The following is a 25,197-nucleotide window of genomic DNA, read 5'->3' on the forward strand; positions in this document are numbered from 1 at the left end:
CTTTGCATCAACAGTTTCTCAACTGGATATCGGTCAGTAGCTTAAACAGAGACCGCGGATTTTCCCGACCCGGATGCACCAGCAGAAAACTCCACGAAAGGATATTGAAACATGAAATGGCCATCATACTTGTTCAGCTGTATTGTCCAACTGGCCGCTACGGCGTCCCGCGCCAGCGCTGCGACTTATGAGGAAGCCGCACGTCTGGACGATGCGTATCCACCGGGAAGTACAGCGGTCTGTATTAAGAACCTGCCCGGAGACGGAAAGAACATCCTGCCGACCCGACTTTAAGTCAGGGCGACGATTGTCAGCCGGACGGCAGACCTGACCACAGGACGGGGTGTCGCTACCTGGATAACGCATGGTAGCACCGCACCCGGTCTGACGCTCACATACACGTTCAAGTAAAGGAAAAATGGGACGGGTTACTATTCACGAATCGAACCTGTCAGTATGGCCGTCTTAATGCCCGCTGTCGGGCCGGAAGGGGAGAAAACCGTTCTTGAAGGTTTTCGCAGGCGTCTGCCCGCGGGAGAAGAATTCAGCCTCTATAGCATTGTGGAGATTACAAATTTTCCTTCTTATGTAACTCACAAGCCTGGCGAGCCTCCTTCCTCCTGTCATAAGGAAAATCAGAAATGACCATGACGTTGTCTTCACATTATATCCGGGCACCCGCTCTGCAACTGCCGATTGCGATTTATTATCCGGCTGCGCTTGCATTGCGGCAGATGGCTTCATAGCATGATGAGTATCCGCAGTATTTGCTGGCTCCCGAGGTCAGCGCCTTTCTCCATTACGTGCCGGATCTGCACCGCAAGACGCGGTTCACTACCCTCTGAAATACTGGCGTGCGTTTTAATGAAGCGCTGGCGTTGATGAGAGGAGATTTTAGCCTGGCACCGCCCTACCCTTACGTGCAGCTGGCCACGCTCAAGCAGCGCGGCGAAAAGGCCGCCCGCGGTCCGGGACGCGCTCCCGCCGGTAGTGTGCCCCACCATCTGGTGCCGCGGTCCGATCAGCAGTACGTGGCCCAGCTGGAGATGATGGTCGCCACGCTGAAAATTCCGTTTGAGCGCCGCAATCCGGAAACGGGGCGGACCGAGAAGGTCAGGCTGTGGACCGTGACAGACAGGACGGTGCGTAACTGGCTGAACAAGGCCGTCGCCGCAGCTGCCTGTGACGCATTCACGTTCTCAGTGCCAGTGACGGCGCATACCTTCCGCCACAGCTATGCCATGCACATCCTCTATGCCGGGATACCGCTGAAAGCGCTGCAGAGCCTGATGGGGCACAAAAGCATGAAGTCCACCGAAGTTTACACTAAAGTGTTTGCGCTGGACGTGACAGCCCGGCACAGGGTGCAGTTCCATACGCCGGGCAATGAGGCGTTAGCAATGCTGGTTGGCTTCATTAATAAACATGTTTGTTGGCGTCATGTTCGAAACGAGATAGCCGCGAACTTATTCATTGAAATCTTTTGCTGCGGTAAATACTGAGCAAGTATGAGACACAACATCTGGCTCCATTCGAAAAGGTCTGAGAGGTGAAATGAAGACATCTGCTGCCATCAATTCACTACGCATCTCAGCGCTGTCACGCCCTGCACAATCGGCAATAACAAAGTCGTAAGTTTTATAATGCTCTTTCAGCATTGCTTTTATGTTACCTGTGGCCTGTAAGCCTGCAGGCACGACGTTGCGACAGACCGGTCGCACCACACATAAACTCAACGGCTTCCCGCTTCTGGTCTGTCGTCAGAACTTTCGCCCCGGAGCCACCTGAAGTGCCTCACTGTCCAGCATGGCTTCGGCAGGCAGCTTCCTGAGTCTGGCGTTCTCTTTCTCAGGCGACTCCATGCGCTTGACCCCGGGCACCGCTGTACCGCCATACTTCTGACGCCAGGTCTAAAAAGTGGCGTCATGAATGGCGTGCTTGCGGCAGAGTTCACGGGCAGAAACCCCGGCTTCAGCCTCGCGGAGAATACTGATGATCTGTTCGTTGGAAAAACGCTTCTTTATGGGGGAGTCCTCATGTGACTCATGAAGACATTACTAACATCTCGGTGTGTTAATCAACGGGGAGCGGGTCATAACATCGCTACCACAACTGTTTAAAACGGACTTTTCACCAGAAGATTTCTTTATCAAGCTTATGATTTTAATGTTATTTTTTTATATTTTCAGGCTGAAAACACCATAGGAAAGGCCTGCATGATGTTGACCGGGAACTCAGCCATAGCAACTATAAACGTTTTCTGCATAAAATCAGTCACGCGGTTTAAATAGTCATCTTTTTGCAGCTCTGTCTGTTCAGATTTTAAAAACAAAAAAATCCTCCCACCCTGTTATCCCTGCCTCCATTTCCCTCTCTTCACATCACTCCCTGACGAAAAATCCAGGTTTTTAGCTTTTTTCTAAAAAATTGGCAGGTCCCTGCTTTTTGTGTAGTATGCCAAAAACATTAATAAAGAGGGGCTTATGAAGCGCGATTATGGTGGAGTGCTGGAGATGGCAACCCGTGCCAACTCCATGTTGCATGGACTCAGCGATCATATTGAGCAGCAGCGTCAGGAGTTTAATCAGACCGGCTTTTATCAGACGTTTTCCCGTAACGCGGTCGCTAATATGCCCCTGCTGAGCAAGCATGCTGTGGTTGCTGCAATCAGCGATATGGAAGCCGCAGGCTATCAGTTTGGTAAGAAACAGACAGGCAGTACATCACAGTACGCGCTGACCATTCAGAATGTGGTCGACATTTATCAGCATCGTAAAGTCCCTAAATATCGGGACCGCCACGATGGCCCTTTTGTCGTGTTTGTCGTCAGCCTTAAGGGTGGTGTATCTAAAACCGTAAGTACTGTCACCCTTGCACATGGCATGCGCGCGCACCCTTCTATGCTGCACAATGATCTGCGCATTCTGGTTATTGACCTTGATCCTCAGGCTTCAAGCACCATGTTCCTGAGCCACACTAACAGCGTCGGTTCCGTACTTGAAACTGCCGCGCAGGCAATGCTCAACGATCTGGATGCCGATCAGCTGCGTGAGCAGTTTATTAAGCCGACCGTGATGCCGGGTGTGGACGTCATCCCGGCCTCAATTGACGACGGTTTTGTTGCCAGCGACTGGGAAGAGCTGGTGGCTGAACATCTGCCTGGCGTGGCACCTTCAGAAGTATTACGCCGTAATGTGATCGATCGTCTGGCGGGTGACTATGACTTTATCTTTCTGGACACCGGCCCTCACCTCGATTCCTTTATGCTGAATGCGATTGCAGCCAGTGACGTCCTGCTGACCCCGACACCACCCGCGCAGGTCGACTTCCATTCCACCATGAAGTACCTGACACGTCTGCCTGAAATGCTGGAGCGGATTGAATCGGAAGGCGTCGAGCCTCGCCTTAAGGCGAATATCGGTTTCATGTCCAAGATGACCTCCAAGCACGATCACCTGACTTCCCAGAGCTATGCACGTGAGGTCTTTACCAAGTCGATGCTGGACTGCGGTTTACCGCGCCTGGATGGATTTGAGCGATGCGGCGAATCTTTTGATACCGTCATCAGTGCTAACCCGGCTTCATATCCGGGCAGTGCTGACGCGCTGCGCAAAGCCAAACATGAAGCCGAGCAGTTCTCCAGGGCTGTTTTTGATCGAATCGAATATATCAGGAGTACCCTGTGAGCAAACCTATACAGCGTATCGGCCGAAAATTCGGGGATTCTGCTATTGCCAGCATGATAGACAGCAGCAGCCAGTCACGCACTTTTACGCTGAAGTCGGGAGCAAAGGCCACCTTTGTTCGCCAGCTGATCCCGCATGATGACATTGCAACCCGAACCAGCGTTGACCCCGGGATTAACGGGCGCGACCAGAGCACGCTGACGCCCGAGTCGCTTCAGGAGATCACCCGGACCATTACGCTGCAGCAGTTTTTCCCGGCCATTGGTCGCGTAAACGGAAACCAGATTGAGATCATGGATGGTTCGCGCCGCCGTGCTGCCTGTCTGCTTTCTGGTGCCAGTCTTGAAGTGCTGGTCACGGCTGATGCGCTGAGTCTTAGTGATGCGCGTCAACTGGCTGCAGATATTCAGACGGCTAAAGAACATAACTTGCGTGAACTTGGTCTGCGCTTCAAACTTATGCACGAAAATGGCATGAGTAAAACAGAGATCGCCAAAGCTGAGGGGATCTCGAATGCTAAAGTCTCCCGTGCTTTTCAGGCGGCCGCGGTGCCTGCCGCATTTATCGAGCTCTTCCCGGTCGTTTCTGAGCTGACCCTGCAGGACTATCAGTTGCTGCTCGACATCGGGGAAGAGGCGAAAGCAGAAGCTATAGAGATCAGTGAACTGGTGGATGAGATCCGTCAAAAACTGAATGACGATATGGCGCTGCAAAACGCGGGTATGGATGAGAAGAAAAATGTCATTCTGAACGGGTTTAAAACTGCCCGCCGGCAGTTAAAGAAGCCGGTACCTGCCAGCAAAACGGTCACGGAAAAACTGGCTACGTTCAGCACGGCAAACGCCTATGCGCGTCGTAAAATTAATGATGAAAAGCGTACGATACAATACGAATTCAGTCGCCTGCCAAAAGAAATTGCCGAGCAGATCGATGCTTCAATCAGGCAGATACTCTCCACCCTCAAATAACCTGCCTCTTTCTCTGAATAAAAGAACCGGCCCTGTGTCGGTTTTTTTGTACAGGAAGAGGCTGGCCGTCATATCGTGCTGACCTGATCAGAACAGGTTTCTGCGCAGTTTCTGTTAAGCACGCTCCAGTTCAGGCGGGTTTAGCTTGAAGTCGTCACCATTTAGCGTTATAGCTAAATCGGTTTAGCTTTCCGATTTAATCAGAGGAGTATTCTATGTCTGTTCGCGTATGGTGCCTGGGAGATGCCGTGGTGGATTTGCTGCCCGAAGCGCCAGGCCGGCTGATGCAGTGCCCGGGCGGGGCGCCCGCCAATGTGGCGGTAGGTATCGCCCGCCTTGAGGGAAACAGCGGTTTCATTGGCAGGGTCGGGGCTGATCCCTTTGGTGAGTTTATGCGGCAGACGCTCAGAGAAGAACAGGTTGATACCCGGTACATGGTAGCCGATCCGGCGCACCGCACTTCAACGGTTGTGGTCGGACTGGACGATCAGGGAGAACGCTCTTTTACCTTTATGGTGCGGCCCAGTGCCGATCTGTTTCTGGTGTCTGCGGATTTGCCTGCCTTCCGTTCCGGCGAGTGGCTTCACTGCTGTTCAATTGCCCTGGCTGCTGAGCCTTCACGCACTACGACACTGACAGCGATGCAGCAGATCCGGGCTGCAGGAGGGCACGTCAGCTTCGATGTAAACCTGCGGCAGGATCTCTGGCCCGATACGACGCAGTTGCATGCGGTGGTGAATGAGGCGCTGAACCTTGCTGACGTAGTAAAACTTTCGGATGAGGAGCTCGAGTTCCTCTGTCCGGATCAGGCGCCCTCAGTCAGCATGCCGCAGCTGGCAGCGCAGTTCAGCATTGAATTGCTGCTGGTCACCCGGGGCAGGGAGGGGGTTATCGCCTGTTTTCAGGGCCAGATTAAGCACTACGCTACCTCGCCAGTGAACAGTATCGACACGACAGGCGCAGGTGATGCGTTTGTGGCGGGACTGCTCTGGAAACTGGCACAACACGGTCTGCCAGGCAATGAATCGCAGTTAGCCCTCTGTCTTGCCAGCGCACAACGCTGTGGCGCACTGGCGACCACGGCTAAAGGCGCGATGACGGCGCTTCCCTGGCGCCACCAGCTGGACGATCCCACTGGCTGACGATCCTGCATTCCCCCTGTTTTGCGAGCTGACTCACAATCACTAAACCGGTTTAGCTATTTTCATTGCGAAGGGAAATTACCCATGGCTATGATTTACGCCTAAACCGGTTTAGCAACATCCGGTGATGATAGCCTCTCTCCTCAGGGACATAAAAATGAAAAAAAGCACATTGGCAGTGACCCTCTCTACGCTTTTGCTTTCCACCCCCGCCTGGGCCGATCCCAGCATGAGCAGCATTGAAGCACGTCTGGCAGCGTTGGAGCAGCGGCTTCAGGCGGCCGAGCAGCGGGCAAGTGCCGCTGAAATCCGGGCAGAGAATGCCGAAAAGCAGGCTCAGCAACTGGCGGCGGTGCAGCAGCAGAATCAGGCGGCTGCCGCTCAGATCACAACGAACACCGCAAAAGCGCAGCCGCGACCTGTGGATAACGGCGGCTTCGAATTTCACGGGTATGCCCGCTCCGGCCTGCTGATGAACAGCTCAGCCGCCCGGACGCAGGGCGGGCCAACCGTCACCCCGGCTGGTGAAACCGGCGGTCACGTCGGGCGTCTGGGTAACGAACCAGACACCTATGTCGAACTCAATCTGGAGCATAAACAGACGCTGGAGAACGGGGCGACGACCCGTTTCAAAGCAATGCTGGCGGACGGTCAGCGCACCTACAATGACTGGACCGCTGCCAGCAGCGATCTCAATCTGCGTCAGGCGTTTGTCGAACTCGGACAACTTCCAACCTTCAGTGGCGCCTTCGATAACGCCACGGTCTGGGCGGGTAAGCGCTTTGATCGGGATAACTTTGATATCCACTGGATCGACTCCGACGTGGTGTTTCTGGCGGGAACCGGCGCGGGTATCTACGACATGAAATGGAGCGATCAGGCGCGCAGTAATATCTCACTGTATGGCCGGACCTTCGGCGATATTGAAAACAATGAAAACACCGCACAGAACTACATTCTGTCGCTGAATAACTTCGCCGGACCCGTGCAGCTGATGGTCAGCGGAATGCGGGCGAAAGATAACGACGATCGCCGTGACATTGATGGCTTCAAAGTGAAAAGCGATGCGGCAGAAACCGGCGTTCATGCCCTGCTGGGACTGCACAACGACAGCTTTTACGGGCTGACAGAAGGGACCTCAAAAACCGCGCTGCTTTATGGTCATGGACTGGGTGCGGAAGTCAAATCCATCGGCTCCGATGGGGCGCTGTTACCGGAGGCGAATACCTGGCGTCTGGCGAGTTATGGCATTACGCCGCTGGGCGGCGGCTGGCACATTGCACCTGCGCTGCTGGCACAGCGCAGTGACGATCGGTATGTCAAAGGCGACAGCTATGACTGGGCGACAGCTAACCTGCGTCTGATACAGGAGATCACGCAGAACTTTGAAATGCAGTATGAGGGATCGTATCAGTACATGGATCTGCGCCCGGCGGGCTACAACAACCGTAACGCAGTCAGCGGCAGTTTTACCAAACTCACCGTCGCCCCGACCCTGAAAGCGGGGGATGTGGGGGACTTCCTCAAGCGGCCTGAAATCCGTCTTTTCGCCACCTGGATGGACTGGGATCACCGGCTGGATAACTACGCCAGTGACGACGCATTCGGCAGCAAAGGCTTCGATGCCGGCGGCGAATGGAACTTCGGCGTTCAGATGGAGACCTGGTTCTGAACAGACGGCCCCGGCATACGGGGCCATCACGCCATGCGGATAAAAACATAACAAGACTGAGGTATCTATGGATTACGTAAAAATCGCCCGGGCACTCCTGCCGCTGATGGGAGGCAGGGAGAACATCGCCAGTGCCGCCCACTGCGCCACACGCCTGCGGCTGGTACTGGCAGATGATGAGAAAGCGGACACTGCCGCTATTGGCCGTGTTGAAGGTGTCAAAGGTTGCTTCCGCAACGCCGGTCAGCTGCAGGTTATCTTCGGCACCGGCGTGGTGAACAAGGTGTACGCGGCCTTTATCGCCGAGGCGGGCATGAGTGAATCGAGCAAGTCTGAAGCCGCTGACATTGCCGCCCGTAAGCTCAACCCTTTCCAGCGTATCGCCCGCCTGTTATCCAATATTTTCGTGCCGATTATCCCGGCAATTGTGGCATCAGGCTTGCTGATGGGCCTGCTGGGTATGGTCAAAACTTATGGCTGGGTCAATCCGGAAAACGCGCTCTATATCATGCTGGACATGTGCAGCTCGGCGGCCTTTATTATCCTGCCGATTCTGATTGGTTTCACGGCAGCCCGTGAGTTTGGCGGAAACCCGTTTCTGGGCGCGACCCTGGGGGGCATCCTTACGCATCCGGCACTGACTAACGCCTGGGGCGTTGCTGCCGGATTCCACACTATGAACTTCTTCGGCATCGAAGTGGCGATGATAGGCTATCAGGGCACGGTGTTCCCGGTACTGCTGGCCGTGTGGTTTATGAGCCTGCTGGAAAAGCAACTGCGCCGTTTTATCCCGGATGCGCTGGATCTGATTCTTACGCCGTTCCTGACAGTCATCATCTCCGGGTTTATCGCGCTGCTGATTATCGGTCCTGCCGGACGCATGCTGGGCGATGGGATCTCGTTTGTCCTCAGCACCCTGATTACGCACGCGGGCTGGCTGGCCGGACTGGTCTTTGGCGGACTCTACTCGGTGATAGTGATTACCGGTGTGCATCACAGCTTTCACGCTATCGAAGCGGGGCTGCTGGGCAATCCTTCGATTGGCGTAAACTTCCTGCTGCCGATTTGGGCGATGGCGAACGTCGCCCAGGGCGGCGCCTGTCTGGCCGTGTGGTTTAAAACCCGCGATGCAAAAATCAAAGCGATCTCGCTGCCCTCTGCGTTTTCCGCATTGCTGGGGATCACCGAGGCGGCCATTTTCGGTATCAACCTGCGCTTTATGAAGCCCTTTATCGCCGGATTAGTGGGCGGTGCGCTGGGCGGTGCCTGGGTCGTGTCGGTGCATGTTTATATGACGGCGGTAGGGCTGACCGGTTTGCCAGGCATGGCAATTGTTCAGGCCAGCTCTCTGCTGAACTACATTATCGGTATCGTCATCGCGTTCACGACTGCGTTCGTGATCTCCTATCTGCTGAAATACAAAACGGAGGCAGAATAATGGCCTCATCAACCCATCTGGCCGCTATCCTGCAGGCGGTCATGCAGGGGATGCCAAAGGCGCTCAGTGACAGCCACTATCCTGGCTGGCATCTGGCACCGGTCACGGGGCTGCTCAACGATCCCAATGGCTTCATCCACATCAACGGTGCGTATCATCTCTTCTATCAGTGGAATGCGCTGGGCTGTGCACATCAGCACAAATGCTGGGGGCACTGGCACTCAGCCGATCTGCTGCACTGGGAGCATCAGCCTGTCGCCCTGATGCCGGATGAGGAGTATGACCGCAGCGGCTGCTACTCCGGTAGCGCGGTGGATGACGAAGGCATTCTGACGCTAATCTATACCGGCAACGTGAAGTTTGAGGATGGCTCGCGCACCGCGTGGCAGTGCCTGGCGCAGCAGAATCCCGCAGGCGGCTTTGACAAGCTCGGGCCGGTCATCGCGCTGCCGGAGGGCTACACCGGCCACGTCCGCGACCCGAAAGTCTGGCGGCATGACGATAACTGGTACATGGTCCTGGCCGCGCAGACGATGCAGCGGCAGGGCAGGGTGCTGCTGCTGCGTTCACAGGATCTGCGGAGATGGCAGAATCTCGGTGAGATTGCAGGCAGCGAACGCGGAGGACTGGCTGACGCAGGCTACATGTGGGAATGCCCGGATATGTTCACGCTGGACGACAGCACTTTTCTGATCTGCTGTCCGCAGGGAGTGCCGCGCGAAGAGAAGCGCTATCTCAACAGTCACGCCTGCGCCTGGCTGAGCGGTTCGCTGGATTATGCGCAGCCTGCCTTCCTGCACGGGCCGCTGAACGAGATGGATGCCGGATTTGAATTTTATGCCCCGCAGACTACGCTGACTGCTGACGGCCGGCGTCTGCTGGTGGGCTGGATGGGCACCCCGGACGGGGAAGAGATGGCCCAGCCAACTGTCGCTCAGGGGTGGATCCATCAGATGACCTGCATACGCGAGCTGAGCACGCGCAATGGCCGGCTCTGCCAGCAGCCAGTTGCCGAGCTGCAGGCGTTGCGTGAAAAGGAGCAGCACTATCTGGGACGCGCCGGTGATGCACCAGCAATCTCTGCGCGTCGACTGGAGCTGATACTGGAGAGCGAGGGTGGCATCGAAATCAGTTTCGCAGATACGCTGATCCTGACGTGGCAGCAGGATGAACTGCGGCTGACACGTCGCAGCCTGGTGACGGGCGAGTGGATGACCCGTTACTGGATTGGGGCTGCCCGCCGGTTGCAGATCCTGTGCGACCACTCCAGCGTTGAGATCTTCATTAATGACGGGGAAGGGGTGATGAGCAGTCGCTACTTCCCGGAACATCCGGCGCGGCTGACCCTGCGCGGAGACGCAGAACTGCAGGTGCTCTACTGGTCGTTACGTCGCTGCATGGTAGACTAAGCGTCTGTTTCCTTAACCGATGCCTTGTCGTGCGAAAAACAAAACGCGTTACCATCAGTGACATTGCCGGGCTGGCCGGGGTGTCAAAAGCCACGGCCAGTCTGGTGCTCAATGGTCGGGGTGAAGAGTTACGGGTTGCGAAAGAGACGCGTGAGCGGGTTCTGGCCCTGGCCCGGGAGCACCATTACCAGCCCAGCATCCATGCCCGGATGCTGCATGATGCCCGCAGTCATACGCTGGGACTGGTTGTCCCGGAGATCACGAATCACGGTTTCGCCGCCTTTTCTCACGCGCTGGAAAATCTCTGCCGTGCGGCGGGTCTGCAACTGCTGATCTCCTGCACCGACGAAAATGCCACTCAGGAGCGCGTCGTAGTCAATAATCTGGTATCACGGCAGGTTGACGGGTTAATTGTCGCTTCCAGCATGCTGAACGACAGTGACTATCTTAGCCTCAGTGAACAGATGCCGGTGCTGCTGTTTGACCGGCACATGAATAATACAACGTTGCCCTGGGTAATAACCGATTCCGTCACGCCAACCGCTGATCTGGTCGAAAAGCTGGCACGTGCCTCTCCGGAAGAGATCTATTTTCTGGGCGGTCAGTCAGCGCTCTCGCCAACGCAGGATCGACTGGCCGGATTCAAGAAGGGCCTTGCGCAGGCAGGGGTGACAGCGCGGCCGGAATGGATAATTCAGGGCAATTATCACCCCGGCAGCGGCTATGAGATGTTTGCTGCGCTCTGCAGCCAGCTGGGGCGTCCGCCGAAAGCCATGTTCACCGCCGCCTGCGGCCTGCTGGAGGGGGTGCTGCGCTACATGAGCGAGCATAATCTGCTTAACAGCGACATCCGTATCGCCAGCTTCGACGACCATTATCTCTATGATTCACTCTCTATTCCCATCGATACCGTAGAGCAGAATGTTCCGGAGCTGGCGCAGGCCTGCTTTTCTCTGCTGACCACCATGATTGCGGGTGAGGAACCACCAGCCAGCCAGCTGATACTGCCTGCCACGCTGCGACTGCGCGGATAGTGGCCAGATTGTTTTCCGGCCACCGGCACAACTATGTCTGGCGCTGAATACGGGCAAGTGCGGTCACCAGGCTGGCTTTATCGGCCTCACTGAGGTGAGGCGCTGCCAGCGCCGCGATCAGCCCGCGTCGATCCGACGCCGTCAGCGGGCCTGTCTTCAGGCGCTGGCCGATCGCGGTAAGCAGTTCGGTATCCAGCCGTTCGATCTGTTGCCGGGTTTCTGTCAGGTCGGCGGGCGCGCGGGAACGTTCAGGCGTGGAGAGCCAGTCTGCCAGATAGCGATACTGAATCGCTTTACTGGCGTTCATCAGCGCATGAATGAACGGCGCTACCGACTGCGGTTCAAGCCCTGCCTGCTGCGCGTTGCTCAGCATCTTATCCAGCACGACCTGCTCGCGAGGCAGATCTTCCACAGGCAGATGCTGCCGGGCTTTATAACCGGCAACGGCCTTCATAATCTGCATACGTTCATTCAGCGCTGCTGAGATAGCATTGGATGACACCGATCCCGCGAAAGCGTTGCTGCATATAAACAGTGAAGAGAGAAAAACGGCTACAAATTGTGTCATCTGCCTGCTCCGTTAATGAAAACTGACACTGATTCAGGCATAAAAAAATAACTCAGTGTGATTATTTTTTTTTTCAAAATGTGAACAACCACCCTGATACAACATATTCTTCTATGTCGTTAATCAGGTTGTGTTTTCCTGCCTTTCGTTCATTAAAAATTCATCTGTGAATGCCAGACTGGCAGATTGTTTCAGCGCAGTCTGACGCCGGATCCGGTCGTTTTCCGGGCCGTATGCTTTCTGGTCTTCAATCGCTGCGCAGATAAACAGGTCCGTTGTCAGGAGGGTGGGACGGCCGTTGACCGGAGAGAAAAGGGCAGGAGGAACAAAGCGGGTGAGATCGCGGGCGAAACCGGGGTGCAGTTAAATAGCGCGCCGGGCAGTGCGCAGATCTGCAGGCGTAAAAAAGTGATATTTCAGCAGACAGCGCCGCCCGGCATTCTGCGCGCTGCGAAGAGAGGGAAGATTGCCAGGCAGGATCGTGCCGGTCAGGAGTGCCGCCGGACCGTATCGCTGACTGAGCTGCTGCTGCAGGCAGCGCTGTGCGCGTGCGGCCAGCCCGCGGCCCTGAAACGCAGGCGTAATCACCTCATCCATAATCTGGAATCCCTCCATAAAGGCCAGCCGCCGCGGCACGCAAATCATCAGCCCGGCCACGCGGCCCTGCCAGACGATCAGACAGACATGCCCTCTGGCAATATCGTCACGCAGCTCCTGACTGCTGGATGCCAGCAGCTGGCCGCGCAGGTGAGGCAGCTTGTGCCAGCTGGTGCGATAGGCACGGTTAATCGCCGTCATACAGACCGCATAATCTCTGCGGCTGGCCGTCACCAGCGAAAGCGCCGGATCGTCCGGTCCGCAGGATGATCCGGGATCGCTGACGAAAACCAGCTGATCGGTGACGCCAATATCAGGCGCAGAGGCAGGCAACAGGATACGTAGCTTCAGGGGGCTCAGCGCCTGCCAGGCCTGCATGATGGCGCTGGCAACGGTATGGTCCAGCTCTCCGTCCCGCGCCACGATATCAATAAATGGCTGGGCGAGATCGCCACCCAGATAACGGGGGCCGGTGAGATAACGCTGACCGTTAATCGTCAGTTCACGCTGCAGAAAGGTGTGCTGGGGCAGGCCGGTTTCGCGCCAGGGAAAAGCCGCGGAGAAATGATGATCGTGACATCTTAACGTCTCCTGTGCCAGCCAGCGGGTCAGCCAGTCGCTGAGGCATGCAGAAGAGACCGGAACGGTACGATAGAGCGACACCATATAATTCAGCATAAGGGTCCTTATTTGGCCGCCGTCAGTGATCGCCCGCTTCTCTGCCGCTCAGCCGGAGCGCAGAGGGGCCGATGTGGCTGCTGAGAGTGTAAACGAAGTGCCTGCTTTTTGACCATCACAAACGCATCGGTTCCGCAGGCCGTCCGGTTCACTCCGCCCGTAAGGTTGTGATTAAAATATGAGCAGCGTATCGCAATCAGCGCTCCAGGGTAACCCTGCTGAACCTTACTCCGTCATTCCACGCTGGCGATGGGGGCCGGATTAACCCGGCATGGTCAAATTAATTGATGATATAAGCCAGACTTGCACAAAAATATAAAGAATGTTGGGGTGGAAAAACTTTTACGAAAATATGACGGAATCAGATAATCAGCCAGCAATAAATGGCTTATGCTTTAGGGGCTGTCCGATAATTATAAAGTGTTCTGTTTTTTAACACCCGGGGGTTTTTATGGTTCATATTGATTTATGTACCAAAGAGGGCGTAATGAAAGCTTATGCTTTTCAGACACCTATGCAGGCAATGACTCTGTTAGATAAAATAAAAGATGATGAATTTCAGTGGTTTAATCTGGAGTGGGACGGGCAGCGATTTACCTGTCCCTACCATTTTATTAAAAGACTCAGCAGCCGTTCTTATATCAAGTCGTTCTGGCGTTAACCGCATCCAGATTGATTAGCCGATTGAATCTTTTACCGGCCTGCAGTCCTGCGAATCAGGATCGGTCTTCACTAAAATAATGGAGCGATGTTTGCTCCATTATTTATTTTCAATGCTTACGAAGACAACGCACCCGAATGCGCGAGCCGTCTGCCGCACGCTCTGGTAGTTAAATGCTTAAAGCATTTTATTTGCCGTTTCACTAATAAAAAGTCAGAAGTTATAGTCCGCTGTTTATATCGTTAATCTCTTTTTCTGGTGGAACTCTTATTGTCCTTGCGGATTGAATGAATCAGAGAAAAGCGGCCAGGCAGCATTACCTCACTCTGTCGCTCACATAAAATAAACCAGAATTTAACCGACTGATAATTTCAGATGAGAATATTCACTTTTCATTGTGAAAGAAGCAGTCGTCTGCCTGTGCGGCAGAGTGAGACCGGTATCACGGGTAACCATCCTGTGGTGTTTATGTGTCATCTTAAAAAGTCATTCTATATCAGCTATATGGCGTTAAAATAATCTGTATAAATAAAAGCTGGCACGCTATCCGCAATTACTGCTCCGGAAACCCACATGGAGCAGGTTATATGCGTTATAAAATTCTACTTCCACAGGAAATTATGCAGGAAGGACGAGAATATCTGGAAAGTCGTGGCTATGAACTCATTACGGATTCAGGTAGGGAAGAGGACGATATTATCCGGGATATTCCTGACTGCGATGGCATTATCGTTGGTCTCTCAAAAATGTCGGCGCGCGTGTTCGAGGCGGCCAGCAAGCTTAAGGTCGTTGCCCGCCACGGCGCAGGCTATGACACGGTGAATTTGCAGGCTGCCAGACGTCACGGCGTGACCGTCCTGAACACGCCCCTGGCTAACAGCATGTCAGTGGCGGAACTGGCGATCTTCTTCATGCTGCACTGCTCGCGCAATTTCATGCTGGTCAGGCAGACGATGCTGGAGGATGACTACCACGCAAAACTCCGGACGCCAAAAGTCGAACTGGACGGCAAAACACTGGGGCTGATCGGCGTCGGGAATATTGGTTCACGCGTGGCCCTGAAAGCCCTGCACGGCTTCAATATGAAACTTATTGCTTACGATCCCTATAAAACGGCTAAGCTGATGCCGGAAGGGGTCGAATTAACGCAGGACTTTAACCGGATATTTAAAGAGAGCGATTTTTTTCACTGCATTGTCCGTCAACAGAGGAAACGTTCGATTTTATTGGCGAGAAAGAGTTTTCACTGATGAAGCCAACGGCTTACTTCATTAATACCGCGCGCGGCAAGCTGGTGGATGAAAAGGCGCTTTACCATGCGCTTTCCACGTCACGCATTGCGGGCGCTGGTCTGGATGTCCCGAAAAAAGCCATTCGATCCGGCCGACCCCATTTTTGCACTAAGCAACCTGGTTATTGCGCCTCATATCGGTGCTGCGACGCAGAAAGCGACCGACCGCGCATCGCTGCATTCCGCCATCGGGATTCATGAAGTGTTATCGGGTAAAAAACCATCCTGGCCGGTGCCGGGCTTTTAAGGAGAAAAGTATGGCTATTAGCAATCGAATTTTTATTCTGCGTCCCGCAGGCGATCATAAGGACAGGCCGCGCGCTGACCCCGGCGCGCGGCTGCAAATACAGGTAATGTAATTATGCTTTATCTTAAACTCTTACCCATCATCTTCTTTCCCGTTCTGTTCTGGATCATTCCTCACCCTGAGGCGCTCACAGCCCAGACATGGCATATCGTCGGCATTTATCTGGCGATGCTGTGTGGCTGGTGCTGCGGCCCTTTACCGACGCCGTGATAATGCTGCTTATTCTGGGTTTTACCTCGCTCTGCCATCTCGCCTGTATCACCCGCGAGCCTGACGCCTGCTCTCTTAGCGTGGACGATGAGGTGGATTTATTCAGCAGGCAGAAGCAGAAACTGATTACCGCCGTGATAGAAAAGACCGCGGGCGATCGCGCCAGAGCGGCCGTGATGCTGGGTATCAGCCCGACCACGCTATGGCGCAAAATGAAACGCTATGGCGTCGGCAGTGCCTGACGGTACCAGCCCGTCAGGCCGTACAGCGGCACGAACCGGCGCTCCCTGCGATTGTCATCGTTCATAACGGCAGTGAAATCGCTTTCTGTTTTTGCCTTTGACCCGGGCATCAGCTGTTACACTCAGATTAATCTCAATACGGGTCCCCACTTTAATGTTTCGTGAAAAAATCCGTCTTCGCTCACTGCTGACTTTACTTTCAATTGGCGGGGTTATACTGACCTCGGGTCTGCTGCTGGGCGCGCTGCTGCTGTTTCAGAAGGCCAACATCGAAGAGAGCCTGCTGGAAGGCAACATTGCTTATGCCAGTAAACTGGCAGACACCACCGATCGCTACCTGGCGACAGCACAGCGTGAACTGGCGTGGAGTGCTAACCAGATCAGGGGGCTCAGCGACACGCAACTGCTGAAAGCGGAAACCGAGCGGCTGCGGATGCAGTCAGGCATTTTCAACTCGGTACTGGTGGTCAACAGTCATGCCATCGTGACCGCCATCTCCCCCGAAAGCCTGAATCTGAAGGGGGTCAGACTCGACTCACCCGCCAGTCAGCAGGCCATTGCGACGCAAAAGCCCTTTATCTCCAATCCTTTTACCTCGGCCTCCGGAAATTATGTTGTGTTCCTGTCTCAGCCGCTCTTCAGCCCGGAAGGGCATTATCTCGGCTATGTGGGCGGGACGATCTACCTCAAAAAACACAGCATACTGAGTGAGATCCTGAGCCAGCATTTCTATACCAAAGGGTCGACAGTCAGCGTGGTCAGCAATGACGGGCTGGTTATTTTCAGTCACGATCCGGCGCGCGTGGGCACAAAGATGCCCCTCAGCCCGGCGCTTCAGAAGCAGCTCGCATCGACCGAGAACGGCCATTTCACGCTGGAACGAGACGGACGGGACTTTCTGACCGGTTATGGAACGTTGCGCAGCACGGGCTGGAACATCTTTGTGACCGGCTCCTCTGAAACGGTCAGAACGATTCAGATCAAGTCAGCCGAGAATGCCCTCTGGTTCATTCTGATCATCATCGCCCTGACAGCAGCGATTATTGCGTCACTGGCCGGGCGAATCGCTGCACCCCTCGAAAAGCTGGCGGACCAGGTTCGCAACGAGGACAACGATCCGCAGAGCGGATCTCTCTCGGCGGTGAAAACCTGGTATTACGAGGCCGATCGGCTGAAAGAGGCCGCGGAGGAGTACCGCTATATCGTTGCCCGGCGTCTGGCGGCGCTGAACAACGAGGCGATGACCGACCCGCTGACGGGCTTGTGCAACCGGCGCGGTTTTACGGCGCTGGCGACAGTCTCAGACAGCCAGCATGAGCAGTGCGTAATCGCGATTGATATTGACCATTTTAAAAAGATTAACGATCTCTACGGGCATGATGCCGGCGATGCGGCACTGGTCAGGCTGGCTTCGTTACTGCGTCAGGCTTGTCGCACAGGCGATGTTGTCAGCCGGTTCGGCGGCGAGGAGTTTATTCTTTTGCTGCCACATACCAGCCTGGCTGACGCCGCCGGTATCGCGGAACGTATCCGTGAAACCGTCAGCGCCACGACCTTTCCGTTTGCCGGCACGATGACGATCTCTGCTGGGGTCGCCTCGCTGACTGAGGGGGAGAGTGACCGTGAGTCTCTGATACGGCGTGCCGATGAAGCGCTCTACAAGGCCAAAGCCGCCGGACGTAACAGGGTAGTAATGGCGAGGCCTGAAGGGTTCAGCGCCTTTGCCCCGGCCTGATAACGCTTCAGGGGATGAGGGGGCTCAGCACTTACTGCGTAGTCGCCAGCCAAGCCACTCATCCAGTGCCGTTTCCGGCAGCGGTCGTGCATAGAAAAAGCCCTGCGCCTGATCACAACCAAAGTCGGTCAGTGCCGTTTCGGTTTCTGCATTTTCTACGCCTTCGGCCAGGACTGTGTAATCCAGATCCTTCAGCATGGCAATAATGCTGCGTGCAATAACGCGCGAAGCGGTATCCGATGAAATTTCGCTGATCAGCGAGCGGTCGAGCTTAATCACGTCAAGTGGCATCCGCCGCAGATAGCTGATATTACTGTAACCAGTGCCGAAATCATCCAGCGAAATACCAAATCCACGCAGTTTCAGCATCTCAAGCCCCTGCATCGCCGCCGGGCTCTCCAGGATCCGTTCAGTTTCCAGACACTCAATACCCAGCAGCGAAACCGGCAGCTTCGCTCTGATCATCTGCTCTTCCAGTTCGTCGGCAAAACTGTCGCGGGAAAAATCGCTGCTGCTGACGTTAATGGTGACAGGCAGCTGAATATAACTGTCGCGAAGCCGTGAGAGCCGGGCTATGGCCCGCTCTGTCACCCAGGCTGTCAGCTCACTGAGCAGTTCGGTCTGGCCGGCAAACGGCAGAAACTGAGCTGGCGAGAGCTCGCCGTGCTGCGGATGCTGCCAGCGGATCAGCGCTTCCAGGCCGATGGGTTTGCCGCTATGCAGACAGATTTTAGGCTGATAGGCCAGCCATAGCCCCTTATCCTGACGGATGGCTGCGGCCAGGTCGTGCATCAGGGTGAAATCACGGGTATGGCGGGTATCGGTGTCCTCGCTGAAAAGCATGGAGGCAACATTGCGTGTGATCGCCTCATGCAGGGCACTGACGGCACGTCGCAGGATCTCCTGCGCTGGCAGCTCGCCGGTCCTGAACCCGGCCTCCCCGGTATGCGTCACCAGCGCAACCGACAGCCCGTCGCCGAGGTCGGCGCTGATCCCTGTCAGCTTGTCTGCCACCCAGCTGGCTGTCAGCCTGCTCTCCTGGCGTGTCAGCAGAGCAAAGCGCCCGGTTGCCACAGTGTAGAGCATTTCACCTGGCGCAGGCCGCAGACGCAGCGGCAGCAGGGTCGCCACATCTTTCAGCAGACTTTCGACCGGCCCCATACCCATTGAGCGCGCAAGCTCATAGGCGCGCGGCATATCGATGCAGTCAATCAGGACCAGGCGCCGCAGCGTGGTGTCGCCAGAGGCGGCCAGAAACTGCAAATCGCGAATCAGACGCTGACGGTTAGGCAGACCCGTTACCGGGTCAGCAAAGCCCGCTGAATACCACGCTTCGAGAAATGACATCACCAGCGCCGCCAGCATGGTGAGCATCGCGATTTGCTCACGACTAAAGCGATGAGGCACTACGTCAGTTACGCATAGCGTACCCAGTATCAGACCAGCGCTGCTTTTCAGTGGTACACCCGCATAGAAGCGAATAAAGGGCGCACCGAGAATCAGCGGATGTTCAGCAAAGCGGGTATCGAGCAGCGTATCGGGCACCACCACGATGCTGTCACTGTCTACGGCGTGACGGCAGAGCGAATCCTGCCGGGTGGAGTGCGTCAGCGTGAAATTGTGAGCCGCCCTGACGTGCTGCATCTCATCATCCAGCACGGAGATAAAACTCCCCGGAATACCGAGCGCCTGGCTGGCCAGCCGGACAAACTGCCGCAATACCTGGTCACGACTTTCGTCATAACTCAACAGCGCATTCAGTGTGCGCGCGCGGCAATCGTCGTCGCCGCCAGAACGTGTAAACATGGATCCCTCCGCACCGGCTGGTTACGGAGCGAAATTAAACAGATAACTTTAATAATATGGCGTGATAACTACAGGCAATTTCTGAAAAAGGAAAGAGCCATGACAGTTTATTTTTTTAATTCACTGCGCGCCAGTCCTGACCAGGATAGCAGGGCTTTTTTCTTTGACGAAATAATTTATTAATCACGATTCTATTATTTTGTCGTCAGAAACTTTTAATTTTTGAAATACCCTGCCAGGATAGAAGGCATAAAAATAGTGCGCTATATAATAACGCATTAAAGTAGATGACAAAACTCATTATTGCCTTTTTTAACTACACCAAAACAACATCAGGGAAACCCTCATGAACTCACTCAGGCATTTCACTATCCGCCGCGTTGTGCTGTGGTTGATGATCGTATCCGTCGGCGTGATCGCGCTGGCAGGCGGCTACAGCAATCAGGTCGTGCGTGACATCTTTCGCCAGATAGAACGCTCTGACGTCCTGACGCAGCAGCTGAGCGTGCTGGCGAAGAGTGCTCTTATCATGCAGAGCGGCCGTCCGGCGGATAAAGACGCGCTTATTGCTGCTATTCCCGCCGATCCTGAATGGGATAGCCTGCGTGCCGCCCTCACGGCCGCTCCTGCAGACTTCCCGTCCGCTGCCCGCGAACAGCTGAATCAGCTGACGCAGCAGCTGGCACAACGTCAGGCTCCGCTCAGGGCTGACCGCCGTGAACTGGAAGGCGCACTGCTGGCCGCGCTGCTAATGTCCGTGGCGTTGCTGCTGTTCTGTGACCGCTATCTGGTGGTTCATCTGGTGCGTCCGGTGGGTAAGATCCGCGCGCACCTGAAAGTGATTGCGGACGGCGATCTGACCCGTGAGCCTGAAGATCTGGGGCGTAACTGTGTTGGTCAGCTGGTGCCGCTGGTGAAAGAGATGCAGCACAGTCTGCTGGAAACGGTCAGTGCCATTCACGACAACGCGGCGATTCTCCATCGCGAAGCGGGTGATATTGCCGCAGGTAACGCGGACCTTTCCGACCGGACCTCGACGCAGGCCGCAGCGCTGGAACAGACGGCAGCCAGCATGGAGGAGATCACCGTCACCGTGCGTAACAACGCGCAGAATGCCCGCGAGGCGCGTGAACTGGCCGTCAGCACCACAGATACCACTCGCCAGGGCGTGGCGCTGGTGCAGACAGTTGCAACAGCCATTGCCAGCATTGCGCAGGGCTCAGAGAAAATCCGTCAGTTTACCGCCACCATTAACGGCATCGCGTTTCAGACCAATATCCTGGCGCTGAATGCCGCCGTCGAAGCGGCCCGTGCGGGTGAGCAGGGCCGTGGCTTTGCGGTGGTCGCCAGCGAGGTCCGTTCACTGGCGCAGCGCAGCGCGGCCGCCTCTAAAGAGATTGAAGAGCTTATCACTGAGACGGTTGCGCGTGTCGAAGACGGCAGGCGCGCGGCAGAAAGTGCAGGAACCACGATGGAGGCGGTACTGCACGGCGTCGGCGGTGTCAACGACCGCATCGGACAGATTGCGCTGGCGTCGGATGAGCAGAGCAAAGGGATTGCTCAGGTAACGGTGGCCGTGGCGGAGCTTGACCGCGTGACTCAGCAAAATGCGACTCTGGTTCAGCAGGTTTCTGCGACGGCAGACAGCCTTAGTGGACAGACCGAAACGCTGGGAAGCGTGATTACGCGCTTTACCCTGCCCCAGCAGCCTGCTGTCGCGGTCAGCAAACCTTTAGCGTCAGTGCAACAGCCGGGTGGCTGGGCTGCGTTCAGTCAGGCATAGCGTGTATCACTTTTAATCTGGTTCGTGCTGGCCGTACGCACATCAACAGCGGCCAGCTTTCCCGCTTTAATAACGATGAATAAAAGGGGCATTTATTTTAAGTCATATTGACGCCGATCATCGCAAAGCCCTTTTTACTATTAAGAATGAAAATACTGCTTCAGGCCGGACAGAAATTGTCCGATGAGAGAAAAATATAATTTCACTTAATTGTGGTCTCTTTACTGGCCTTTTACGCTTTTCTGACGCGAATAATACCCGGGGTTTAAAACTTAACTCAAATTTATCGGTTGGTCGTGGACAGGACCTTCTGACTGGCCATCCTGTCGGGGCACCGTATGCGGAGCGTTCAGATGAGAAAACAGATTTTACAGCAGCCGGTCGTTGTGCAGCACAACGTGCGCGAGCTGCGTATGGCAGCCGGACTCTCACAGGAGATTGCGGCAGAACGGTTTGATCTCAGCCAGCGGGTCTGGCAGACCAAAGAAGCGTCAAAAAATCCTGCGCTGCTTAGTCAGGGGGAATATGAGCTGCTGATGCTGCTGGCCGGAGAGCATCCTTACTATCAGCTGGTCCCGAAATCGAAAAAGTAAGGTATTCAGCCTTCATTTTCGCTGAAGTAAAGTTATGTCAGGCCGATATTACTAAGCGAATCGCATTATTCTGCTTGTCTGATATACCCCGGCCAGCTTCAGGCCGGCGCGGTTCGCGAAAAGACGCAGCTGCGATGCGGCCTTTCAGCCGGACAGAACGTATTAACTGGCAATCCGCTTCCAGCGACGCCAGCTTTATCGGGCTCCGTGCAGCAACCTGTTGCTGCCGGGCTCACTGACGGGCCTTTCTTCCGGCAGCGGGGCGGCAGCGTAATCTGTCCGTCCTGTCTGATTGAACGAGTCCTCTTTATGCTGTGTCATGCCGGCCACAGCAGATAACATCAGAGGGGAATAATGTTGAAACGACCCGTTTATCACGATGCCGAGGTGGCTCGCCTCGATGCGCTGAAACAGTATCATCTGATGGATACACCGCCGAATGAAGCGCTGGACCGTCTCACTACGCTGGCCGCACGCCTGTTTAAGGTGCCGGTCGCTTTTGTGTCGCTGATTGATGAGAAGCGGCAATTCTTCGCCTCCCGCTACGGTCTTAATATCTCAGGCACTGCGCGTAACGTCGCCTTCTGCCACCATACGCTGGCGAAGGGCGACATTCTCTGCGTACCCGATACGCTGAAGGATCCGCGCTTCCGTGACAGTCCGCTGGTGCATGGCTATCCGTTCATCCGCTTTTACGTTGGTATCCCACTCTCAACCCCGGATGGCCATCACATTGGCACTGTCTGCCTGACCGACAGTCATCCGCGTGAGCCGCTGACGGCGGTAGATCGGCAGCATCTGGCCGATATCGCTGCCCTGGTGATGGATCGCATGGAAATGCACCGTCTGGAGTTACTGCGTTACACCAGTCAGCAGCGGCTTCAGGCGATCTCATCGACCTCGCCAGACGCCATTATCTGCACCGACCTCCGGCGCGGCATCATCTTCTGGAATCCGGCCGCGACGGCGCTGTTTGGTTACACTGCAGAAGAGATGCAGGGCCAGTATATCAGCGAGCTGATTCCGGCGCGCTGCCAGACGGATTATCGCACTGAACTCGCGCGCATCACTGCTGATGAGGCGGCAATCTCCCTGCCGCGCTCGCTACAGATCTGGGGCGTTACCCGGGATGGTCGCGAGTTTCCGGCAGAAGTCTCATTCTCCGGCTGGTGTGAAGAGGGCGAGCGGCTGGTGGGAATGATTATTCGCGATGTCACGGCTCGTTATGAGAGCGAGGCACGACTTTGTGAACTGGCATCTCTGGATATGCTGACGCGACTCGCCAGCCGCAGCGCCTTTATGGAGCAGGTGGCTCAGCTGACCGAAGCGGGTGTGCCCTATACATTGCTGATGACCGATCTGGATGGATTCAAGGAGGTCAACGACACGCTGGGACATGCTGCCGGGGATGCGCTGCTGTGTCACGTCGCTGAACAGATCCGGGCGGTTTGTAGCAGCGCCGTCACGGCTGCGCGTCTGGGCGGTGATGAATTTGTGATCCTGTTAGCAGGCGGCAGTACCGAAGCAGCAATGATGGCGGAAAAATTGATTGCGGCCATACAGACGCCGTTTCGTTTTCACGACTCACCCGTTGTGGTGGGCGCCAGTACCGGCATCGCCTCTTATCCTGAGCATGGCCGCGATCCCTCTTCGGTGATGTCTGCCGCAGACCTGGCGCTTTATCGCGCCAAGGCTTCCGGCAAAGGCTGCAGCATTCTGTTTATGCCTGCTTTCCGTGATGCGGAACAGCAACGCCGTCGTTTTGAGCGTGAACTGGAAACGGCAGTGCGGCAGCAGCAGTTTACGCTCTACTATCAGCCACGCTACGACGTGGAAAGCGGCAGACTTGTGGGCTGCGAAACGCTGGTACGCTGGCAGCATCCGACGCGGGGGTTGCTGTTACCTGCCGAGTTCATCGGTATGCTGATTAAAAGTCCGCTTTCTGTCACGCTCGGAGAGTGGATCATCCGTAGCGCGCTGGCTCAGGTCCGGCAGTGGCAGGTGCGTTTTCCACAGCTTCGCGTCAGCATTAACCTGTTTCCGCGTCAGCTGACAGGACATACTCTGGAAGCGGTGATTCGTGAAAGTGCGGGAGGCGACGCCAGCTTTGTCGATCTGGAGGTGGATGAGCCGCTACTGGCTGTGCTGGTACAGGATATGCCTGCACAGGTTGAGGCTGTGCGCCGGACGGGCGCCTCCTTCGTGATCGATCACTATGGCCGGACGCTGGGCGCCCTTAATCTGCTGCGTTATAGCTTTGTTTCGGGATTTAAGATTGATAAGTCGCTGACGCTGGAACTGGATTCCAGTGTGCGGGTGCGGATGTTGTTTCGTGCCATGACTGCTCTGGGAAAAAGCCTGGGCATTCAGGTCGCGGCAGAAGGTGTGGAAGAGAAAGATCAGATCGCTTTTGTCACGACTGCCGGCTGCAACGTTATGCAGGGTAATGGTTTGTGTCAGCCACTGACGCCAGATGACTTTGAGGCCATCCTGTGTCAGGAGACCCCTGCACGGCCTGCTGTTGCCAGCGGTTACGGCGTCACGCCACGCTGACTGATTTGGCTTGCCTGGCGGCTGTACACGCTCAGTGACTGCGCGCCAGTCGCTCATCATCGTGATGCTGACCGGTATTCCGCTTTCAGCAAGCCGAAGATCCAGTCATCCTGCCATCTGCCGTTGAGAAAGAAGGTCTGCCGCAGGGTGCCTTCCTGAATAAAACCGGCCGAGAGCAGGGTCTGGCGTGAAGCTACATTACCGGCTGTGACGGTGGCGATCATTTTGCGGTAATGCTGCTGCTCAAAGCAAAAGGCGATCGTGGCTCGCAGCGATTCACTGCCATAACCTTTGCCCTGGGCCCCGGCGGCCAGCAGGAAACCCACTTCCGCAATATCCTCTCCGCGATCGATAAACCCGCAAAGGCCAACAGGATGGCCGGAGGTTTTTTCTTCTATTACCAGACAGAGCCAGTGCGGGCAGCCCCTGTACCAGGCAGGCAGCCGCACATCAAACGACTGTGTTCTGATCTCATCTGCACTGCGCGGGTCACTAATGTATCTCATCACCGTTCGATCCTGACTGACGGCCAGATAGAAGGGCCAGTCCTGCTGGCACAGCGGGCGATAGGTGAGGCGTGGTGAGATTACCTGTGGCGGCGTTTCAGGCGACGCGTCCATTGACATGCTGTCACTCCGTGCGGGTCAGTCAGGGCTATGCGGCAAAAATAGCAGGTGTCGCCGACGAGCGTGAAGCGATTTTTTTTTGCTGTGAGGCTCCCGTGATACCGGGAAATTTGCCTGTTTCCCGCCTCTGTTCGCTGTTTACGCTGTGTATGGCGCTGTTCAGGGGGGGGCTCGCAGGTCATCCTGCCGCTTCGTTGC

Annotated in this window: 17 protein-coding genes and 5 pseudogenes; 16 read left to right on the forward strand and 6 right to left on the reverse strand. The window is 55.5% G+C overall.

The window, feature by feature from the left end; all coding sequences use genetic code 11:
* Positions 1 to 641: 641 nt before the first annotated feature.
* Positions 642 to 1,412 (forward strand): annotated as a pseudogene (locus tag ACLHDD_RS18240) (tyrosine-type recombinase/integrase); the annotation flags it as partial.
* Here ACLHDD_RS18240 and ACLHDD_RS18245 read toward each other — a convergent pair.
* Positions 1,404 to 1,679: pseudogene (locus tag ACLHDD_RS18245) on the reverse strand (division plane positioning ATPase MipZ); the annotation flags it as partial. The pseudogenes ACLHDD_RS18240 and ACLHDD_RS18245 overlap by 9 nt on opposite strands.
* Positions 1,678 to 2,024: pseudogene (locus tag ACLHDD_RS18250) on the reverse strand (transposase); the annotation flags it as partial. The pseudogenes ACLHDD_RS18245 and ACLHDD_RS18250, both read right to left, overlap by 2 nt.
* Before the next feature lie 459 nt (positions 2,025 to 2,483).
* Between ACLHDD_RS18250 and ACLHDD_RS18255 the strand changes: the two are divergent.
* The 7 genes from ACLHDD_RS18255 to ACLHDD_RS18285 all read left to right on the forward strand — a co-directional run bounded on the left by ACLHDD_RS18255 (position 2,484) and on the right by ACLHDD_RS18285 (position 11,349).
* The gene (locus ACLHDD_RS18255) at positions 2,484 to 3,686 is read left to right on the forward strand and encodes an AAA family ATPase (protein ID WP_111138342.1); all 1,203 of its coding nucleotides are present in this window, start codon (positions 2,484 to 2,486) and stop codon (positions 3,684 to 3,686) included.
* A complete protein-coding gene (locus ACLHDD_RS18260) occupies positions 3,683 to 4,654 on the forward strand; it encodes a ParB family protein (RefSeq protein ID WP_427105270.1) in 972 nt (323 codons plus the stop codon). The genes ACLHDD_RS18255 and ACLHDD_RS18260 overlap by 4 nt, the downstream gene beginning before the upstream one ends.
* Before the next feature lie 215 nt (positions 4,655 to 4,869).
* Positions 4,870 to 5,796, forward strand: coding sequence for an aminoimidazole riboside kinase (locus ACLHDD_RS18265; RefSeq protein ID WP_427105271.1), 927 nt, complete (start codon positions 4,870 to 4,872; stop codon positions 5,794 to 5,796).
* Between the two features lie 157 nt (positions 5,797 to 5,953).
* A complete protein-coding gene (locus tag ACLHDD_RS18270) occupies positions 5,954 to 7,468 on the forward strand; it encodes a carbohydrate porin (RefSeq protein ID WP_427105272.1) in 1,515 nt (504 codons plus the stop codon).
* 67 nt (positions 7,469 to 7,535) lie between these two features.
* A complete protein-coding gene (locus ACLHDD_RS18275; RefSeq protein ID WP_427105273.1) occupies positions 7,536 to 8,906 on the forward strand; it encodes a sucrose-specific PTS transporter subunit IIBC in 1,371 nt (456 codons plus the stop codon).
* Positions 8,906 to 10,315 (forward strand): sucrose-6-phosphate hydrolase, encoded by a 1,410-nt coding sequence (locus ACLHDD_RS18280; RefSeq protein ID WP_427105274.1) that lies wholly within the window; start codon positions 8,906 to 8,908, stop codon positions 10,313 to 10,315. The genes ACLHDD_RS18275 and ACLHDD_RS18280 overlap by 1 nt, the downstream gene beginning before the upstream one ends.
* 29 nt (positions 10,316 to 10,344) lie before the next feature.
* Positions 10,345 to 11,349, forward strand: a complete 1,005-nt coding sequence (locus tag ACLHDD_RS18285) for a substrate-binding domain-containing protein (RefSeq protein ID WP_427105275.1) — start codon at positions 10,345 to 10,347, stop codon at positions 11,347 to 11,349.
* A 31-nt stretch (positions 11,350 to 11,380) separates the two neighbouring features.
* Here ACLHDD_RS18285 and ACLHDD_RS18290 read toward each other — a convergent pair whose 3' ends face one another.
* The gene (locus ACLHDD_RS18290) at positions 11,381 to 11,917 is read right to left on the reverse strand and encodes a chorismate mutase (RefSeq protein WP_427105276.1); all 537 of its coding nucleotides are present in this window, start codon (positions 11,915 to 11,917) and stop codon (positions 11,381 to 11,383) included.
* 363 nt (positions 11,918 to 12,280) lie between these two features.
* The gene (locus ACLHDD_RS18295) at positions 12,281 to 13,192 is read right to left on the reverse strand and encodes an N-acetyltransferase (RefSeq protein ID WP_427105277.1); all 912 of its coding nucleotides are present in this window, start codon (positions 13,190 to 13,192) and stop codon (positions 12,281 to 12,283) included.
* Between the two features lie 451 nt (positions 13,193 to 13,643).
* Here ACLHDD_RS18295 and ACLHDD_RS18300 point away from each other — a divergent pair, with 451 nt between their 5' ends.
* The 5 genes and pseudogenes from ACLHDD_RS18300 (at position 13,644) to ACLHDD_RS18320 (ending at position 17,638) form a co-directional block, all read left to right on the forward strand.
* On the forward strand, positions 13,644 to 13,853 hold the full coding sequence (locus ACLHDD_RS18300; protein WP_128084311.1) for a hypothetical protein: 210 nt from the start codon (positions 13,644 to 13,646) through the stop codon (positions 13,851 to 13,853).
* Positions 13,854 to 14,440: 587 nt separating this feature from the next.
* Positions 14,441 to 15,391: pseudogene (locus ACLHDD_RS18305) on the forward strand (hydroxyacid dehydrogenase).
* 114 nt (positions 15,392 to 15,505) lie between these two features.
* Positions 15,506 to 15,693, forward strand: a pseudogene (locus ACLHDD_RS18310) (anion permease); the annotation flags it as partial.
* 60 nt (positions 15,694 to 15,753) lie between these two features.
* Positions 15,754 to 15,903 carry a helix-turn-helix domain-containing protein gene (locus ACLHDD_RS18315; RefSeq protein ID WP_427105323.1) on the forward strand — a complete coding sequence of 50 codons (150 nt, stop codon included), beginning with the start codon at positions 15,754 to 15,756 and terminating at the stop codon, positions 15,901 to 15,903.
* A gap of 154 nt (positions 15,904 to 16,057) precedes the next feature.
* Positions 16,058 to 17,638, forward strand: a complete 1,581-nt coding sequence (locus tag ACLHDD_RS18320) for a sensor domain-containing diguanylate cyclase (protein WP_427105278.1) — start codon at positions 16,058 to 16,060, stop codon at positions 17,636 to 17,638.
* A 24-nt stretch (positions 17,639 to 17,662) separates the two neighbouring features.
* Here the strand turns inward: ACLHDD_RS18320 and ACLHDD_RS18325 are convergent, their stop codons facing one another.
* Entirely contained in the window at positions 17,663 to 19,444 is a 1,782-nt protein-coding gene (locus tag ACLHDD_RS18325; protein ID WP_427105279.1) for an EAL domain-containing protein, read from the reverse strand.
* 346 nt (positions 19,445 to 19,790) lie between these two features.
* Between ACLHDD_RS18325 and ACLHDD_RS18330 the strand changes: the two genes are divergently transcribed.
* The 3 genes from ACLHDD_RS18330 to ACLHDD_RS18340 all read left to right on the forward strand — a co-directional run bounded on the left by ACLHDD_RS18330 (position 19,791) and on the right by ACLHDD_RS18340 (position 24,373).
* On the forward strand, positions 19,791 to 21,227 hold the full coding sequence (locus ACLHDD_RS18330) for a methyl-accepting chemotaxis protein (RefSeq protein ID WP_427105280.1): 1,437 nt from the start codon (positions 19,791 to 19,793) through the stop codon (positions 21,225 to 21,227).
* Between the two features lie 353 nt (positions 21,228 to 21,580).
* On the forward strand, positions 21,581 to 21,820 hold the full coding sequence (locus tag ACLHDD_RS18335) for a transcriptional regulator (protein WP_427105281.1): 240 nt from the start codon (positions 21,581 to 21,583) through the stop codon (positions 21,818 to 21,820).
* Positions 21,821 to 22,243: 423 nt separating this feature from the next.
* Positions 22,244 to 24,373: a sensor domain-containing phosphodiesterase gene (locus ACLHDD_RS18340; RefSeq protein WP_427105324.1), complete on the forward strand. Its 2,130-nt coding sequence runs from the start codon at positions 22,244 to 22,246 to the stop codon at positions 24,371 to 24,373.
* A 56-nt stretch (positions 24,374 to 24,429) separates the two neighbouring features.
* Here ACLHDD_RS18340 and ACLHDD_RS18345 read toward each other — a convergent pair whose 3' ends face one another.
* A complete protein-coding gene (locus ACLHDD_RS18345) occupies positions 24,430 to 24,999 on the reverse strand; it encodes a GNAT family N-acetyltransferase (RefSeq protein ID WP_427105282.1) in 570 nt (189 codons plus the stop codon).
* Between the last annotated feature and the right edge of the window lie 198 nt (positions 25,000 to 25,197).

Origin of the sequence: Pantoea sp. NSTU24 (assembly GCF_050157905.1) — a bacterium.
Classification (GTDB): domain Bacteria; phylum Pseudomonadota; class Gammaproteobacteria; order Enterobacterales; family Enterobacteriaceae; genus Pantoea.